The 15,215-nt window shown below is 72.6% G+C and carries 14 protein-coding genes; 12 read left to right on the forward strand and 2 right to left on the reverse strand.

From position 1 onward, the window contains the following. The first annotated feature begins 101 nt into the window (after positions 1-101). The 6 genes from ACWFQ8_RS13885 (at position 102) to ACWFQ8_RS13910 (ending at position 5,654) form a co-directional block, all read left to right on the forward strand. On the forward strand, positions 102-1,097 hold the full coding sequence (locus tag ACWFQ8_RS13885) for a DUF5937 family protein (protein WP_453786431.1): 996 nt from the start codon (positions 102-104) through the stop codon (positions 1,095-1,097). Positions 1,098-1,217: 120 nt separating this feature from the next. Continuing rightward, the gene (locus tag ACWFQ8_RS13890; RefSeq protein ID WP_453786432.1) at positions 1,218-1,649 is read left to right on the forward strand and encodes a VOC family protein; all 432 of its coding nucleotides are present in this window, start codon (positions 1,218-1,220) and stop codon (positions 1,647-1,649) included. 100 nt (positions 1,650-1,749) lie between these two features. Beyond that, entirely contained in the window at positions 1,750-2,571 is an 822-nt protein-coding gene (locus ACWFQ8_RS13895; RefSeq protein WP_453786433.1) for a hypothetical protein, read from the forward strand. 80 nt (positions 2,572-2,651) lie between these two features. Continuing rightward, a complete protein-coding gene (locus tag ACWFQ8_RS13900; protein WP_453786434.1) occupies positions 2,652-3,638 on the forward strand; it encodes a reductase in 987 nt (328 codons plus the stop codon). Continuing rightward, a complete protein-coding gene (locus ACWFQ8_RS13905; RefSeq protein ID WP_453786435.1) occupies positions 3,631-4,557 on the forward strand; it encodes an aldo/keto reductase in 927 nt (308 codons plus the stop codon). Before ACWFQ8_RS13900 ends, ACWFQ8_RS13905 begins: the two co-directional genes overlap by 8 nt. Then, positions 4,554-5,654 (forward strand): M20 family metallopeptidase, encoded by a 1,101-nt coding sequence (locus ACWFQ8_RS13910; RefSeq protein WP_453786436.1) that lies wholly within the window; start codon positions 4,554-4,556, stop codon positions 5,652-5,654. The genes ACWFQ8_RS13905 and ACWFQ8_RS13910 overlap by 4 nt, the downstream gene beginning before the upstream one ends. A gap of 123 nt (positions 5,655-5,777) precedes the next feature. Here the strand turns inward: ACWFQ8_RS13910 and ACWFQ8_RS13915 are convergent, their stop codons facing one another. Together ACWFQ8_RS13915 and ACWFQ8_RS13920 are read right to left on the reverse strand one after the other, a co-directional pair. Beyond that, entirely contained in the window at positions 5,778-6,245 is a 468-nt protein-coding gene (locus ACWFQ8_RS13915) for a hypothetical protein (protein ID WP_453786437.1), read from the reverse strand. A gap of 65 nt (positions 6,246-6,310) precedes the next feature. Next, entirely contained in the window at positions 6,311-7,570 is a 1,260-nt protein-coding gene (locus ACWFQ8_RS13920) for a phage baseplate protein (RefSeq protein ID WP_453786438.1), read from the reverse strand. 288 nt (positions 7,571-7,858) lie between these two features. On the opposite strand from ACWFQ8_RS13920, the gene ACWFQ8_RS13925 reads away from it, so the two are divergent. The 6 genes from ACWFQ8_RS13925 to ACWFQ8_RS13950 all read left to right on the forward strand — a co-directional run bounded on the left by ACWFQ8_RS13925 (position 7,859) and on the right by ACWFQ8_RS13950 (position 15,187). Then, positions 7,859-9,169 (forward strand): phytase, encoded by a 1,311-nt coding sequence (locus ACWFQ8_RS13925; protein WP_453786439.1) that lies wholly within the window; start codon positions 7,859-7,861, stop codon positions 9,167-9,169. 328 nt (positions 9,170-9,497) lie between these two features. Then, positions 9,498-10,337, forward strand: a complete 840-nt coding sequence (locus ACWFQ8_RS13930) for an ABC transporter substrate-binding protein (RefSeq protein ID WP_453786440.1) — start codon at positions 9,498-9,500, stop codon at positions 10,335-10,337. Beyond that, positions 10,304-11,134: an amino acid ABC transporter permease gene (locus tag ACWFQ8_RS13935; RefSeq protein ID WP_453786441.1), complete on the forward strand. Its 831-nt coding sequence runs from the start codon at positions 10,304-10,306 to the stop codon at positions 11,132-11,134. The genes ACWFQ8_RS13930 and ACWFQ8_RS13935 overlap by 34 nt, the downstream gene beginning before the upstream one ends. 7 nt (positions 11,135-11,141) lie before the next feature. Beyond that, positions 11,142-11,966: an amino acid ABC transporter ATP-binding protein gene (locus ACWFQ8_RS13940; RefSeq protein WP_453786442.1), complete on the forward strand. Its 825-nt coding sequence runs from the start codon at positions 11,142-11,144 to the stop codon at positions 11,964-11,966. A 306-nt stretch (positions 11,967-12,272) separates the two neighbouring features. After that, complete coding sequence (locus tag ACWFQ8_RS13945; RefSeq protein ID WP_453786443.1) at positions 12,273-14,057, forward strand: enoyl-CoA hydratase-related protein; 1,785 nt, start codon at positions 12,273-12,275, stop codon at positions 14,055-14,057. Between the two features lie 74 nt (positions 14,058-14,131). After that, positions 14,132-15,187 carry an NADH-quinone oxidoreductase subunit B family protein gene (locus ACWFQ8_RS13950; RefSeq protein ID WP_453786444.1) on the forward strand — a complete coding sequence of 352 codons (1,056 nt, stop codon included), beginning with the start codon at positions 14,132-14,134 and terminating at the stop codon, positions 15,185-15,187. Positions 15,188-15,215: the final 28 nt, after the last annotated feature.

The following is a 15,215-nucleotide window of genomic DNA, read 5'->3' on the forward strand; positions in this document are numbered from 1 at the left end:
CCTGGTAGGGACGGGTTGGTGAGCACGAGCTTGGCCCGGCGGCCGGTCCCGCACCACGATTTCGCCCCTGCTTAATCCACGGCGGCGCTACGCTCGCGAGCGTGATCCAGCTTCTGCTGGGGCCGGACGACCTGGCCCGCATACGGTTCGCCCTGTCTCCGCTGGAAGAGCTCGTGCACAGCGTTCCGGTGCTGACGGGCAGCGGGCAGCACATCCTGCACCGGCCCTGGCGGGCCCGGGCGCTGCCGGCGGTCGCCGGGCTCGATCTCGGGGTGCTGGCGGCGCTCACCCGGGGACCCCGCTTCGTGGCGGACTTCCTCGCACCCCCGCCGGAGGCGATGACCGGGCACTTCGCCGACGAACTCGACGCCGTGGCCGCCACACCCGCGGAAGCGGTGGTGTGCTCCCTCGAAGAGCTGCGAGCCGGCCAGGGCCTGCCGGAGCCGCTGCGCCCGCTCCACGAACACCCGGAACGCGAACTGGCGCGACTCGTCGCGACCATGGCCGCGTACTGGCGCGCGGCGATCGAGCCGGTATGGCCGCGGCTGCGCTCCCTCAGCGACGCCGATGTCGCCCACCGCGCGCAGCAGCTCACCGCGGGTGGCCTGGACAGGGTCTTCGAGGACCTCCACCCCGAGGTCACCTATGCCGCCGGCCGGCTGAACATCGACAAGCCCCGCCACGACGCGGTGCGGTCCGCCTCCGGCGCGGGACTGCTCCTGGTGCCCTGCGTCTTCGCGTGGCCGCGGCTCCTCGTCCTGCACAACGCACCGCGGCAGCCGACGCTGACCTACTCGCCGCGCGGCATCGGCCAGTTGTGGTCGGCTCGGGACGACGCGCGGCCGCAACCGCTGGCCGAACTGATGGGACGCAGCAGGGCGGCCCTGCTGGTGCACCTCGACCTGCCGGTGTCCACCACACAACTGGCCGCGTACCTGGGGGTGAGCAGCGCGGCCGTCAGCCAGCACCTGGCCGTCCTGCGCCGCTGCCACCTGGTCACCTCGCACCGCTCGGGCCGCTGGATGCTGCACCAGCGGACGGCCCTCGCGACGGAGCTCCTCCTGCCGGGCGGACGGGACCGGCCGCGGTCCCGGTGACCACCGGACCGGAATTCCGCGCGGCACGGGCGTTTCGACGTGCGCGACGGACGCGTCGTGAGCGACGGTGGATTCCGCCACCACCGTCGCCGCCCGCAACCACTGCCGAGGAGTCTCCCCATGAACTGGACACTCGAAGTCGTACCGGTCCCCGTCACCGACATGGACCGGGCGAAGGAGTTCTACGCCGCCAAGGTCGGCTTCAACCTCGACCTCGACGACGAGGTCGCCCCCGGCGTCCGCATCATCCAGCTGAGCCCGTCCGGCTCGCGGTGCTCGATCGCCATGCTCCAGGGCATGCCCGCCGCGCCCGGCACGCAGCAGATGGCCCCCGGCAGCCTGCAGGGCCTCCAGCTGTGCGTCACGGACATCGAGGCCGCCCGGGAGGAACTGGTGGCCCGGGGCGTGGACGTCTCGCCGATCCGGCACGTCGGCGAGGCGGGCTGGACGGAGGGCAAGGGCGGCACCTGGAACTCGTTCATGTCCTTCGAGGATCCGGACGGCAACGGCTGGACGGTCCAGGAAGCCCCCTCGGACCTCGCGGACCGCTGACCGCCCCCGCCGCCGCGGCAGCGGCAGCGGAAACGAATAGCTGCTCGCCGGCGGTCGCGGGTAGATTGACCCCCATCCGGATCTTTCAGGGGTGGGAACAATGAAGGCAGCGAAAACACTGGTGGGCACGGCGGCGGCCGTGGTCGTGTCGATAGGCGCGGCGGGCTGTTCGCTCGCGGGCACGCAGGCCGCCAACTCGGCCGCCGATACCGCCGAGGCGATGATCGCTTCCCTCGGCAAGGCCTCCGACGCGGCCTCGCAGGCGGGCTCCGCCGAGGTGAGGATGACGGTGACCTCACCCGACACCGGTGGCAAGCCCACGGTGATGACCGGCACCTACTCGTGGGGCAACGGCCTCGCGATGGAGGCCGAGATGCCGGCCGCCGACCTCGACATGGAAGACCTCGTCAAGGACGGCACGGTCACCTACCGGCTCGTCCAGGGCGCGTACTACTACCAGGTCGACCCGGCGGAGACCGGCGAGTTCAAGGGCAAGACCTGGCTGAAGCTCGATGCCTCGGCGGTCCTCGGGGACAAGGGCGCGGCCTCCCTCAACGGGTCGAACAACGACCCCACCGCCGGCCTGAAGATGCTGAAGTGGGCGAAGGGGGTCGACAAGGTCGGCAAGGAGGACGTGAACGGGAAGCCGACCGTCCACTACAAGGCCACCATCCCGGCGGACAAGCTGGGCAAGGACGTCGCGGCGACGTTCCAGTCGCTGGGCGGCAGCGGTGAGCTGGTCACGGACGTATGGGTGGACGACAAGGGGATGCCGGCCCGCCTGAGCCAGGTCTTCGGTCCCACCAACGTCTCGATGGACTTCCTCTCCTTCGGCGCCGCCAAGGAGATCGCCGCACCGCCCGCCGCCGAGACGGCCGACATGACCGAGGCGTTCAAGGAGGCGAACGCGGGCGCGGCCTGACCCGGGTCATCAGTTCTGCTTCATACCCGTTCAGTGAGTGACCAGTTCTGCCGGGGCCGTGGCCCCGACAGACTCGGGGCATGCGAAACGTATGCGTGATCGGCGGAAGCCGGTACTTCGGCAAGGACCTCGTCACCCTGCTCCGCGACGCCGGAGCGGAGGTGACGGTGGTCAACCGGGGCAGCGTCGCGCCGCCGCCCGGTGTCGACCACGTGGTCGCCGACCGCGACGACGAACGGCAGTTGGGCGCCGCCCTCGGGTCCCGCACCTTCGACGCCGTCGTCGATCAGGTCTGCTACGGGCCGGAGCAGGCACGGACCGCCCGCCGGGTCTTCGCCGGCCGCACCGGCCGCTACGTCATGACGTCCACCATCGAGGTGTACGACCCTGCGACCCTCCCCGCGCACCCTGCGACCCTCCCCGCGCACCCGACGACCCTCCCCTCCGGCCGGGCGGACTCCCTCTCCGGAGCGCCGCTCACCGAGGAGCACGTGGACCCGGCCGGCGCCCCCGCGCCGGGCATCGCGGCCGGAGCGGAGGAGGCGACGGCCTACGCGGAGGGCAAGCGGCAGGCCGAGGCGGTCTTCCTCACCGACCCCGCGTTCCCCTTCGTGTCCGTCCGGACGGCGCACGTACTGGGCGGAGGCCGACGGGAGTTCACCGGGCGGCTCGCGCACTACGCGGAGCGCATCGCCTCCGGCGTCCCCGTCGCCGTCCACGAGAACCCCTACCCGACCTCCTTCGCCCACTACCGGGAGACCGCCGAGTTCCTGCGGTGGGCGGCCGGGGCGTCCTTCACCGGCCCGGTCAACGCCTGCTCGCACGGCACCCTCACGGTCACCGAACTCTGCGAGCTCGTCGCCGCACACGTCGGCCGCCGCCCCCGGTACGAGACCGTCGCCCCCGGCGCCGCCGCGTCACCCTTCTCGTTCGACCGCGGGTACGCCATGGACAACGGCAGGGCGACCCGACTCGGCTTCGACTTCGGGCAGGTCACCGACTGGATGCCGGGAGCCGTGGTCGAGACCGTCCACGCGGCCCAGGAGGCCGGAGGCCGTCATGTGTGACCGCCCGCTCGGCACGCTCCGGACCGCCCCGATCGGGTACGGCGCGATGCCCCTGTCCGTCGAGGGCCGGCCCGACGAGGCGCGCGCCGTCGCCACCGTGCACGCGGCGCTCGACGCCGGTGTCACCCTCATCGACACCGCCGACTCCTACCACTGGCACGCGGGGGAGGCCGGCCACAACGAGCGGTTGGTCGCCCGCGCCCTGGCCGGTCGGACCGGTGGCGACCGCGCCGCCGTCGTGATCGCCACCAAGGGCGGACGGGGCCGCCCCGGCGACGGCTCCTGGACCGTGGACGGCCGCCCCGAGCACCTGCGGCGGGCCTGCGAAGCCTCCCTCGGCCGGCTCGGCGTGGACGCCATCGGGCTGTACCAACTGCACAAGCCCGACCCGGCGGTGCCCTGGGCCGAGTCGGTGGGCGCGCTGCGCGAACTCGCCGACGCGGGGAAGATCCGTGCGGCCGGACTCTCCAACGTCAGCGCCGGGCAGATCACCGAGGCCCGCGCGATCCTCGGCGACCGGCTCGTCTCCGTACAGAACCAGTACTCCCCGGCCGTCGGCGACAGCGAGCCCCAACTGCGCCTGTGCACCGAACTGGGCCTCGCGTTCCTGGCGTGGAGCCCCCTCGGGGGCCTCTCGCGCAGCGCCCTGGACGGGCCGTCCGGGCCCACCTCGGCGGGTACCGCCTTCCACGCGGTCGCCGCCGAACTCGGCGTGAGTCCGCAGCGGGTGGCCCTCGCCTGGCTGCTGACCCGCTCGCCCGTCGTCGTACCGATCCCCGGCGCGAGCCGGCCCGAGACCGTACGGGACTCCGCGGCCGCCGCCACCCTGGTGCTCGACGAGGAGCAGCGCGTCCGGCTGGACCGGGCCGCCCGGCCGCCCGCCCACGGCGAAGGGGCGCCGTTTACCCTTTCGGCATGACGATGCAGCGGACCGTTCAGGTGAGTTCCGACGCGATGATCGAGGACCTCAGGACCCTCGTGGAAGTGGAGTCCCCCTCTCGCGACCGAGACGCCCTGGTGGCCTCGGCCAAAGCCGTCGCCGCCGTCATCGAGAACCGTCTCGGTGGGCATGCCGTCCTCGTGGAGAGCGAGGCGGGGCCCCACGTCCACTGGTCGGCCGGCGGCGACCCGAAGGTGCTGATCCTCGGCCACCACGACACGGTGTTCCCGCTCGGCACCCTCGCGCGGCGCCCGTTCAAGGTCGAGGGCGGGCACGCCACCGGCCCCGGGGTCTTCGACATGCTGGGCGGGTTGGTGCAGGGCGTCCACGGCTTGGCGGCGCTCGACGACCGGTCGGGCGTCGAGATCCTGGTGACCGCCGACGAAGAGGTCGGCTCCCCCGCCTCCCGGGCCCTCGTCGAGGAACGGGCCCTGGCCTGCGGGGCCGTACTGGTGCTGGAGGGCGCCGCCGACGGCGGCGCCCTGAAGACCGGCCGCAAGGGCTGCGGCACCTTCCAGGTCTCCGTCAAGGGGCGGGCGTCGCACGCGGGCCTGGAGCCCGCGGCCGGGGTCAACGCCCTGATCGAGGCCTCGCACCAGGTACTGGACATCGTGGCGCTCGGCCGGCCCGGCAGCGGCACGACGGTCACTCCGACCGTCGCCTCCGCCGGAACGCTGGACAACGTCGTCCCGGCGCAGGCGCTCGTCGTCGTCGACGTCCGCGTCGAGTCGGCCGACGAAGGGGAACGCGTCGAGGCCGCCTTGGCGGCCCTCACGCCGCACCTGGACGAGGCCGAGATCGCCGTACAGGGAGGCATCGGCCGCCCCCCGATGCCCGAGTCGGCGTCCGCCGAGCTCTTCGCCGTGGCGCAGAGGCTGCTCCCCGGCCTCGAAGGCAAGGCGGTCGGCGGCGGGAGCGACGGCAACTTCACCGCCGCGCTGGGAGTGCCGACCCTCGACGGGCTCGGAGCGGTCGGGGGCGGAGCCCACGCCGACCACGAGTACCTGGTGGTCGACGCCATGACGGAACGGGCGAACCTGGTCGCCGGACTGGTGAACGCCATCCGGCGCGGCTGACCGCGTCCCGAGGAGACCCACGGATCAGGACCGGAACCGTCCGCGCGGAGGCCGACCTGCTGGGGGCCGTACGCCGACGGGGGCGGGGTCCTGCCCTGCCCGTCCCCGCCCGCCCGCCCGAGGTCAGCGCATCACGGACGAGAAGCTGTCCAGCTGGATCCAGGTGGCCCTGTTCGCGGCCTGGGGGCCGTAGACCATGATCCGGCCGGAGGTTTCGGCCTCGACCCGGGTGGAGTTGATGCCCGTGTTGTTGTTGCGCGGGCAGACGCCGCGGGTCGTCTTCGGCGGACGGATCGTCGCCGGCAGGGTGCCGAGCGGGGAGTCGACCGCGAAGTCGCAGGTGATCCTGCCGCGCAGCTGGAGGTACTCGGTGCCCGCGATGCTCACCACGCGGGCCTGGGGGGTCTCGCCGGTGAAGGCGGTGACGCCCGCCGCCAGGGCGATGTCCGCCCAGTCCACCACGGCGTGGGCGCCGCTGGGGGTCGATGCGGCGGCAGGCGTGCTCGTGAGCAGGGACGCGCCGACGGCGCCCGCCGGGGCGGCGACGGCGGCGGCGAGCAGGGAACGGCGGCTGGTGGTGCGCGTGGTCATGGTGGATCCTCCGGATCGCGAAGAGTGGTGTGGTTCGGGCGGCCGGGGGCCGGAGTCGGGCTGCGTCATCGCCAGCTGACGGAGACGCAGTCGAGGTCGATCCAGGTGATCGCGTTGTCGGCGGCGGCGCCGTACGCCCACAGCTCGCCGAGCCGGTTCGCCTCCAGCTGGCACACCCCGCGCCCCAGGTTCATGTTGCGCGGCACGCTCTGCCGGGCGGGCCGGGTGGGCCGGAGCGACTGCGGGAGCGTCGCGATGACGGCGTCGCCCGTCAGGCCGCAGTTGACCCTGCCGCGCAGCTGGAGGTACGTGGTGCCGGCGATGACGACCAGCCGGCCGCGCGGAACCTCGCCGCCCGCGACGCCGACGCCGGTGGCGAGGGTCAGGTCCTCCCAGCCGGTCAGCCCCTGCACCCCGTCGACCGGGGGCACGGTCGGGTACCAGCCGATGGTGACGTTGCGCCGCCCCGTGGTACCGGGGACGGTGTCGCTGAAGCCGAACAGCAGCCGGGTCCGGCCGGTCCCGGGATCGACCTCGACGGCCAGGCCCTCCGGCTCGCGCCGCTCCAGGCCGTCGGCGCCGGTGACGACCTGGGAGTCCAGCTTCGCCTTCGTGTCCAGCGAGTACGAGGTGATGTACGCGGTTCCCGGATAGGTGGTGACCGGATCCTTCTTCCACTGATAGACGTACAGCACCCCGTTCAGGGTCGTGTAGCCCTGGAAGGTGAGACCCGTCTCCGAGCCGGCGGGCATGGTGAACGTCCCACCCACCTCGACCCACTCGCCGTTCGTCGCCTTGGTCAGGTCGTAGCGGGTGAAGTGCCGCACGCTCGACTTGCTGTACACGATCGTCAAGGTGTTGTTGGCGAGGTCGACGGACGGGCCGGTCTGGCGTGCGCCCGTGGGGCAGAACTTCTTGGCCGCGGGCACGTCCGCCTGGTCCAGCGTCGCGCCGTTGACGAAGGCGAACCGGGTGACCGCCGTGCCGAAGCCGTTGCTGACCCCGTCATTGGGGTGGACCGGACCGACCTCGGTCCACAGGTACGTGTCGGCCCCGACCGGCTGAGCCCCCAGCGAGATTCCGTGTCCGAACCCCTTGAGGGACATGCTGCCGGTCAGCTGACCGGTCTTCCGGTCGAGCCGGTTGAGGTACATGTTCCCGGCGGGGGCCCCGGCGGAGCTCTCCAACTGGAGGACGAAGACGTGCCCGTTCACCGTGTCCGTGGCGAAGGCCTGCGGCGCGGGGTTCTTCGTCAGGGGCATCGTCTGGAGGAGCTTCCCCGTAGCTCCGGACAGGTCGATGCCGTTGGTGTCTATGAATCCCATGGTTCCCTCCCGTGGATCCGGTTCCCGGATCCCGCCAAGATCGTATGCGAGCCGGGCGGCGTGAAATTCGGTTTGCCCAGGTCGCGCGGGAGGTCCTGCCGTTCGACGGCGCGCCGCGATCCGGACCCGGGGCCGCGAGCCCGCGGGCAACCGGGCGTCCGGCAGGGTGAATTCACGCGTCGCACACGGCCGCATCACTTGGTGGACGGCAGGGTGCCGCCTGCCCTCCCCATGCTCTCCCACGGCCCATCGGCAACCTGCCGTCCCTACGTCCCCAAGGAAGCGCCCGTGAGAAACGCCCGTTCCAGGCTCCTGATCGCAGCGACCGCGGGCACGGCGGTGATCGCCCTCCTCGCGTCCCCCGCGCAGGCGGGCGCGTCCGCGCCCCCCACCGTGCGCCCCGCGGCGGAGACCGCCGCCCTCTACGACGACGAGGAGGGAGGCAACGCCAACGCGGACGACCCCGCCATCTGGCGGAACGCCAACGATCCCGGGCGCAGCCTGGTCGTCGCCACCGTCAAGGAGGGCGGCCTCCGGGTCTACGACCTGGACGCCCGACTGGTGCAGTCGGTACCCGCCCCGCCCCCCGGCGCGTCCGGCGACGCGCCCGGGCGGTTCAACAACGTCGACATCATCCCCGGCCTGCGGCTGACGTCCGGACCGGCCGACGTGGCGGTGGTGAGCGACCGCGGCCACGACCGCCTGCGGTTCTACCGCATCGACCCGTCGCGCCCCGGCGCTCCGCTGACGGACGTGACGGACGCGGCGGCCCCCGCCGTGTTCTCCGCGGACCAGGCCGAGGTCAACGAGCAGAAGACCGCGTACGGGCTGGCCACCTGGAAGGACCGGGCCACCGGCCGGTCCTACGCCCTGGTCAGCCAGCGCAACCGGACCCGGATCGCCCTGCTCGAACTCCGGCCGACCGGCACCGGCACGGTCGGGTACCGGACGGTGCGCACCCTCGACCTGCCCGCCTCCTTCCGCCTTCCCGACCGCAGCACCTGGACCCCCTGCGCCGAGCCCGGTGAACTGCCCCAGGTCGAGGGCATGGTGGTCGACCCGGCCGACGGCACGCTGTACGCGGGCCAGGAGGACGTGGGTATCTGGCGGGTGCGGGCCGACCTCACCGGCGCCCCGGTACTCGTCGACAAGGTGAAGGAGTACGGCGTCCCCGGGGTGTACGACGAGGAGAGCGAGGAGTGCGTCCCCGGCGCGGACCCCGGTTACGGCGGCACGCGGCTCGCGGCGGACGTCGAGGGCCTGACCCTGTTCCAGGAGCGCGACGGCGACGGCTACCTCCTCGCCTCCGGCCAGGGCGACGACTCCTTCGTCCTCTACGACCGCGAGATCGACGAGCACAACGAGTACGAGGGCGGCTTCCGGATCGGGGCGGCCACCCGAATGCTCGACGGCGTGCAGGAGTGCGACGGCGCCGCCGTGCTCAACGCCCCCCTGGGCGACCGCTATCCCCGCGGGCTGCTGGTCGTCCAGGACGGACACGAGACCCCCGGCGCCGTCGACGGCGAGGGCGAACCGCGCGAGTCGACCGGATTCAAGTTCGTGGACCTGGGCGCCGTGGTGGACGCCGCCGGCATGTGACCCGGCGGGGCGAGCGGCCCGGACTGAAATGATGTGTACATTTCGGCCCCTGCCGACAAGGCCGTGCATGGCGTGATCGCGCCGCACCGCTCGGTCCGCGGCGCGCGGTGACCGGTGGTCGGGAGCGAACGGCCACCGCCACCGGCGCCGTACGGGGAGGGGCCGGCCGGTGGCCGTGGCCGAAGCCCGACGGTCGCCACCGACGGGAACGCGCCACCCGGGACGCCCCGGGGCCAGGGGTCCCTTGCCCGGCGGCGCGAGGGGCTTACGATCTCGACCGGCGGTCTCGTCGTGACCGTCCCCCGCCCCGCACCCCGTGGAGGTCAACGTGTCCTGGACGGCCGTAGGACAGCGCAGTCACCGCAGCCGGTTCCGCTTCCGCGCCGCGTCCGGCGCCGCCGCGGCGGCCGTGCTCCTCATCGCGGGCTGCTCCTCCGGCGAGGAACCGGGGGAGGCGGCCGGCGGGGTGCCCGTCGTCGAGAAGGGCAAGCTGACCACCTGCACCCACCTGCCGTACCCGCCGTTCCAGTTCGAACAGAGCGGCAAGGTCGTCGGGTTCGACGTGGCCCTCGTCGACCTGGTGGCGGCCGAGCTCAAGGTCGAGCAGAAGATCCTCGACACTCCGTTCGAGAACTTCAAGACGGGCGCCTTCCTGAACTCCGGCGAGTGCGATCTCGCCGCCGCCGGAATGACGATCACCGACGAGCGGAAGAAGAACGTCGATTTCAGCGTCCCCTACTTCGACGCCACCCAGGCGCTCCTCGCGACCAAGAAGAGCGGTGTGACCACCCTCGCCGACCTCAAGAACAAGAAGCTCGGGGCGCAGGCCGAGACGACCGGCGAGAGCTACGCCCGGTCCCAAGGGCTCAACCCGGTCGCCTTCGAGAGCTCCGACGCGGTGCTCAACGGGCTGCGCACCGGGCAGGTCGACGCCGTCGTCATCGACTACCCCGTCGTCCAGGGATGGCTCAAGGACAAGAAGAACGCCGAGGAGTTCGTCCTCGGTGAGAACATCGAGACCGGTGAGCAGTACGGCTTCTCGGTGAAGAAGGGCAATGCCGCCCTCCTGGCCGCGATCGACAAGGCGATCATGACCGCCAAGGCCGACGGCACCTACAAGAAGCTCTACGAGCAGTGGATCGGCCCGCTGCCCCAGGCCACTGCGTGACCTCCCGGCTGACGCGGCGCCAGCGGCGCCGCGTCTCGCAGGGCATCCAGTACACGGTCTTCGTGGCCGCGCTGGTCCTGGTCGGTGTCCTCGCCGACTGGGGCCGGCTGCGCAACCAGTTCGCGCAGACGGACCTGGCCGCACGGCTCTTCCCCGAGATCATCACCCTCGCCCTGCGCAACACGGTCGTGTACACGCTGTCGGGCTTCGTCTTCGGTCTGGTACTCGGCCTGGTCATCGCGATGATGCGGCTCTCGTCGGTCGCCCCGTACCGGTGGCTCGCCGTCGTCTACATCGAACTGTTCCGCGGCCTGCCCGCGCTGCTGATCTTCATCTTCGTGGGCGTGGCCGTCCCCCTGGCGTTCCCCGGCACGGAGATCCCCGGCGGCACGTACGGCAAGGTCGCGCTCGGTCTGGGTCTGGTCGCCGCCGCCTACATGGCGGAGACCATCCGGGCGGGCATCCAGGCCGTCCCCAAGGGCCAGATGGAGGCGGCCCGCTCGCTGGGCTTCTCGCACGCCCGCGCCATGGTCACGGTGATCATTCCGCAGGCGTTCCGCATCGTCATCCCCCCGCTCACCAACGAGCTGGTCCTGCTGTTCAAGGACTCCTCACTGGTGCTCTTCCTGGGCGTGACCCTGGAGGAACGGGAACTGACGAAATTCGGCCGGGACCTCGCGAGCGAGACCGCCAACTCCACCCCCATCCTGGTCGCGGGACTGTGCTACCTCCTCGTGACCATTCCCCTGAGCTTTGTGGTGCGCCGCCTCGAAGCCCGCGCGGACAAGGCCACGTGAGGACGAGATGCCACAGAAGACCGAGTCGGCGGACACGCGGCCGGCCGACGGGCCGGAGATCGTGATCCGGGGGCTGCACAAGTCCTTCGGGGACAACCACGTCCTGCGCGGCATCGACCTGGAGATCGCGCGCGGTGAGGTGGTGTGCGTCATCGGCCCGTCCGGCTCCGGCAAATCGACCCTGCTGCGCTGTGTGAACCTGCTGGAGGAGCCGAGCGGGGGGCAGGTGTTCGTCGGCGGTACGGAGGTCACCGACCTGGACGTGGACATCGACGCCGTGCGCCGCCGGATCGGCATGGTCTTTCAGCAGTTCAACCTCTTCCCGCACGTCAGCGTCACCGGGAACCTCACCCTGCCGCAGCGCCGGGTGCTGGGCCGGGACAAGGCGCAGGCCGCCGCGGTGGCCCGGGACAACCTGGCGCGCGTCGGCCTCGCGGACAAGGCGGAAGCGTTCCCGGCGCAGCTGTCCGGCGGCCAGCAGCAGCGGGTGGCGATCGCCCGGGCGCTGTCGATGGGCCCGGAGGTGATGCTCTTCGACGAGCCGACCTCGGCCCTCGACCCCGAACTCGTCGGCGAGGTGCTGTCGGTGATGCGGATCCTGGCGGACGAGGGGATGACGATGATGGTCGTCACCCACGAGATGAGCTTCGCCCGCGAGGTGGCCGACCGGGTCGTGTTCATGGACGGCGGTGTGATCGTCGAGCAGGGACCGGCCGCCCGGGTGATCGGCAGCCCGGCGCACGAGCGGACCAGGAACTTCCTGAACCGGATCCTGGACCCGGCGGCGGCCGACGCGCCCACCACCGCCGACGAGCCACCGCCCGGCGAGTAGCCCGGCGGGCGGCCCGACCGGCCGGCAGCCCGACTCGCCGCCCCCCCGGCGGCCCGACTCGCCGGGTCCCCGGCGGCCCGACCGGCCGGGACCCGACCGGCGGGCGAACCGGGGCGCGTACGGCCCCGTGCCGTGCGCCCGAGTGGCTCCGCGCGGCAGCGCGTCCGAGTGACACCACCGCACGGCTGCGGACCTGGCCCCTGCGGTGTGGCCGACCATCTCAGGCGCCGGTCGGGTGCCGGTCACGAACCGCCGATCAGGCCGGGTGCCGCGCCGTCGCGGCCCCTGCCGCCGCTTGGAGACCACGTGTACGTCCTGCTCGTCGCCAGCGCGTTCAACAGCCTCACGCAGCGGGTCCACGCGGAACTGCGCGACCACGGCCACCGCGTCGCGGTGGAGCTCGCCCTGCCGGGAACGGACCTGGCCGCTGCCGTCCACCGCCACGATCCCGACCTCGTCCTCGCCCCGATGCTGAAGACGGCCGTCCCCCGGGAGGTCTGGGCCTCCCGCACCTGCCTGATCGTCCATCCGGGGCCGCTGGGAGACCGGGGCCCCTCGTCGGTCGACCGGGCCGTCCAGGACGGGGAGACCCGGTGGGGCGTCACGGTCCTGCAGGCCGAAGCGGAGATGGACGCCGGTGACGTGTGGGCCTGCGTCGAGTGCCCCGTGCCCGAGGTCGGCAAGAGCGACCTCTACCGGGGTGAGATCTCCGACGCGGCCCTGGAGGCCGTCCTGCTGGCCGTGGACCGCTACGCCTCCGGCACCCACACCCCCGCCCCCCAAAACGACACCGCCGCCCGCACCCGGCCCTACCTGCGCCAGGAGGAGCGCCGCATCGACTGGGCGACCGATCCCACCGAGCGCGTCCTGCGGCTGCTGCGGGCCGCGGACTCCCAGCCCGGCGTACGGGACGAGCTGCTCGGCGTCGAGTGGTACCTGCACGGCGGCCGCCCCGTCCACCCCGGCGAGGGCCTGCGCGGCCGCCCCGGCGCGCTGCTGGCCAGCCGGGCGGGCGCGGTCTGCCGGGCCACCGCCGACGGCGCCGTGTGGATCCCGGAACTGCGGGCCCGCCGCGTGCCGGGCGGGCCGGCCCCCCTCAAGCTGCCCGCCACCCTCGCCCTCGGCGACAGGCTGCCCGCGCTGCCGGAGCTCCCGGCCGACCCGGAGGCCGCCGCCGAGGGCCGTACCTGGTCCGACATCGGCTACCGCGAGGAGGGGCAGGCCGGCTTCCTGTCGTTCTCCTTCCCCGGCGGCGCGATGAGCACCGAGCGGTGCCGGCGCCTGCTGGACGCCTACCGCGCCGCGTGCACCCGCCCCACCTCGGTCCTCGTCCTCGGCGGCGGCCGCGACTTCTTCTCCAACGGCATCCACCTGGGCGTCATCGAGGCGGCCGGCGATCCGGCCGAGGAGTCCTGGGCCAACATCAACGCCATGAACGACCTGGTGGAAGCCGTCCTCACCACCACCGACCGGCTGGTGGTGGCCGCCCTCGGGGGCAACGCCGCCGCCGGCGGGGCCATGCTCGCCCTCGCCGCCGACGAGGTCTGGTGCCGCGCGGGGGCCGTGCTGAACCCCCACTACCGCCTGATGGGCCTGCACGGCTCGGAGTACTGGACGTACACCCTGCCGCGCCGCGTCGGCGCCGAGGCCGCCGAGCGCCTCACCGGCGAGGCCCTGCCGCTCAGCGCCGCCGCCGCGCTCCGGCTCGGCCTGGCCGACCGTACGCTCGCCTGCTCGCCCCAGGACTTCGCGACCGAGACCGCCCGGCTGGCGGCGGGACTGGCCGGCCGGCCCGCCACGCAGTCCCGGATCGCCGCCAAGAAGGTCCGGCGCGACCTCGACGAGGCGGTCCGCCCGCTCGCGTCCTACCGGGAGGCCGAGCTCGCCGTGATGTACCGCACCTTCTTCGACCCCCAGGCCCCGTACCACGCCCTGCGCCGGGCGTTCGTACGCAAGGAGACCCCCGCCGGCACCCCGCCGCACCTCGCCCGCGCCGCGGACGCCCGGCCCGTACCCGCGCGGCCCCCGGGGCCGCGCACCGTCACTGGATCGGCCGTACAAGACGCGGCACCCGGAGCGGTCGGCTGTTAGCAAGAAGGGTGGGGCGCGGCCACGCCGACCCTCCCCGCACCCAACCCCGCAATCCCTCCCCGAGGAGGTATCCCATGGACACAGCGACGCAGGACCCGGTCGAGGACCCCCCGATCCACATCCTCTGGATCAACGCCGGGCTGAGCTGTGACGGCGACTCCGTCTCCCTGACGGCCGCGATGCAGCCGAGCATCGAGGAGATCGTGATGGGCGTGCTGCCCGGTCTGCCCAAGATCGCCGTGCACTGGCCCCTGATCGACTTCGAATGCGGCCCCGTCGGAGGCGCGGACACCTTCATCGAGTGGTTCTTCAAGGGCGAGCGCGGTGAGATCGACCCCTTCGTCCTGGTGGTCGAGGGCTCGATCCCCAACGAGGACATCAAGCCCGAGGGCTACTGGTCCGGATTCGGCGACAACCCCGAGACCGGGCAGCCCATCACCACCAGCGAGTGGATCGACCGGCTCGCCCCCAAGGCGCTGGCCGTCGTCGCCATCGGCACCTGTGCCACGTACGGCGGCATCCACGCGATGGAGGGCAACCCCACGGGTGCCATGGGTGTGCCCGACTACCTCGGCTGGGACTGGACCTCGAAGGCCGGCATCCCGATCGTGTGCGTGCCCGGCTGCCCGATCCAGCCGGACAACTTCTCGGAGACCCTCACCTACCTGCTCTACCAGGCGGCCGGCTCGGCCCCGATGATCCCACTGGACGACAAGCTGCGCCCGACCTGGCTCTTCGGCGCCACCGTGCACGAGGGCTGCGACCGGGCCGGGTACTACGAGCAGGGCCAGTTCGCCCACACCTACGACTCGCCCCAATGCCTGGTCAAGCTCGGCTGCTGGGGTCCGGTCGTCAAGTGCAACGTTCCCAAGCGCGGCTGGATGAACGGCATCGGCGGCTGCCCGAACGTGGGCGGCATCTGCATCGCCTGCACCATGCCGGGCTTCCCCGACAAGTTCATGCCGTTCATGGACGAACCTCCCGGCGCCAAGGTGTCCAGCAAAGCCAGCACCGCGTACGGCGCGCTGGTCCGCAGACTCCGGTCGGTCACCGCGCACACGGTGGACAAGGAGCCGAAGTGGCGCCGCGGCGGCGACAAGCTGACGACGGGCTACCGACCGCCCTGGTGAGCGGCCCCGTCCCGGTCCGCAGCAGATC

Source organism: Streptomyces sp. NPDC055254, from assembly GCF_053606025.1.

Coding starts and splice junctions, on each gene's coding strand:
- ACWFQ8_RS13890 (WP_453786432.1), top strand. CDS start 1,218: ATGAACTGGACACTCGAAGTCGTACCGGTCCCCGTCACCGACATGGAC.
- ACWFQ8_RS13895 (WP_453786433.1), top strand. CDS start 1,750: ATGAAGGCAGCGAAAACACTGGTGGGCACGGCGGCGGCCGTGGTCGTG.
- ACWFQ8_RS13900 (WP_453786434.1), top strand. CDS start 2,652: ATGCGAAACGTATGCGTGATCGGCGGAAGCCGGTACTTCGGCAAGGAC.
- ACWFQ8_RS13905 (WP_453786435.1), top strand. CDS start 3,631: ATGTGTGACCGCCCGCTCGGCACGCTCCGGACCGCCCCGATCGGGTAC.
- ACWFQ8_RS13910 (WP_453786436.1), top strand. CDS start 4,554: ATGACGATGCAGCGGACCGTTCAGGTGAGTTCCGACGCGATGATCGAG.
- ACWFQ8_RS13915 (WP_453786437.1), bottom strand. CDS start 6,245: ATGACCACGCGCACCACCAGCCGCCGTTCCCTGCTCGCCGCCGCCGTC.
- ACWFQ8_RS13920 (WP_453786438.1), bottom strand. CDS start 7,570: ATGGGATTCATAGACACCAACGGCATCGACCTGTCCGGAGCTACGGGG.
- ACWFQ8_RS13940 (WP_453786442.1), top strand. CDS start 11,142: ATGCCACAGAAGACCGAGTCGGCGGACACGCGGCCGGCCGACGGGCCG.
- ACWFQ8_RS13950 (WP_453786444.1), top strand. CDS start 14,132: ATGGACACAGCGACGCAGGACCCGGTCGAGGACCCCCCGATCCACATC.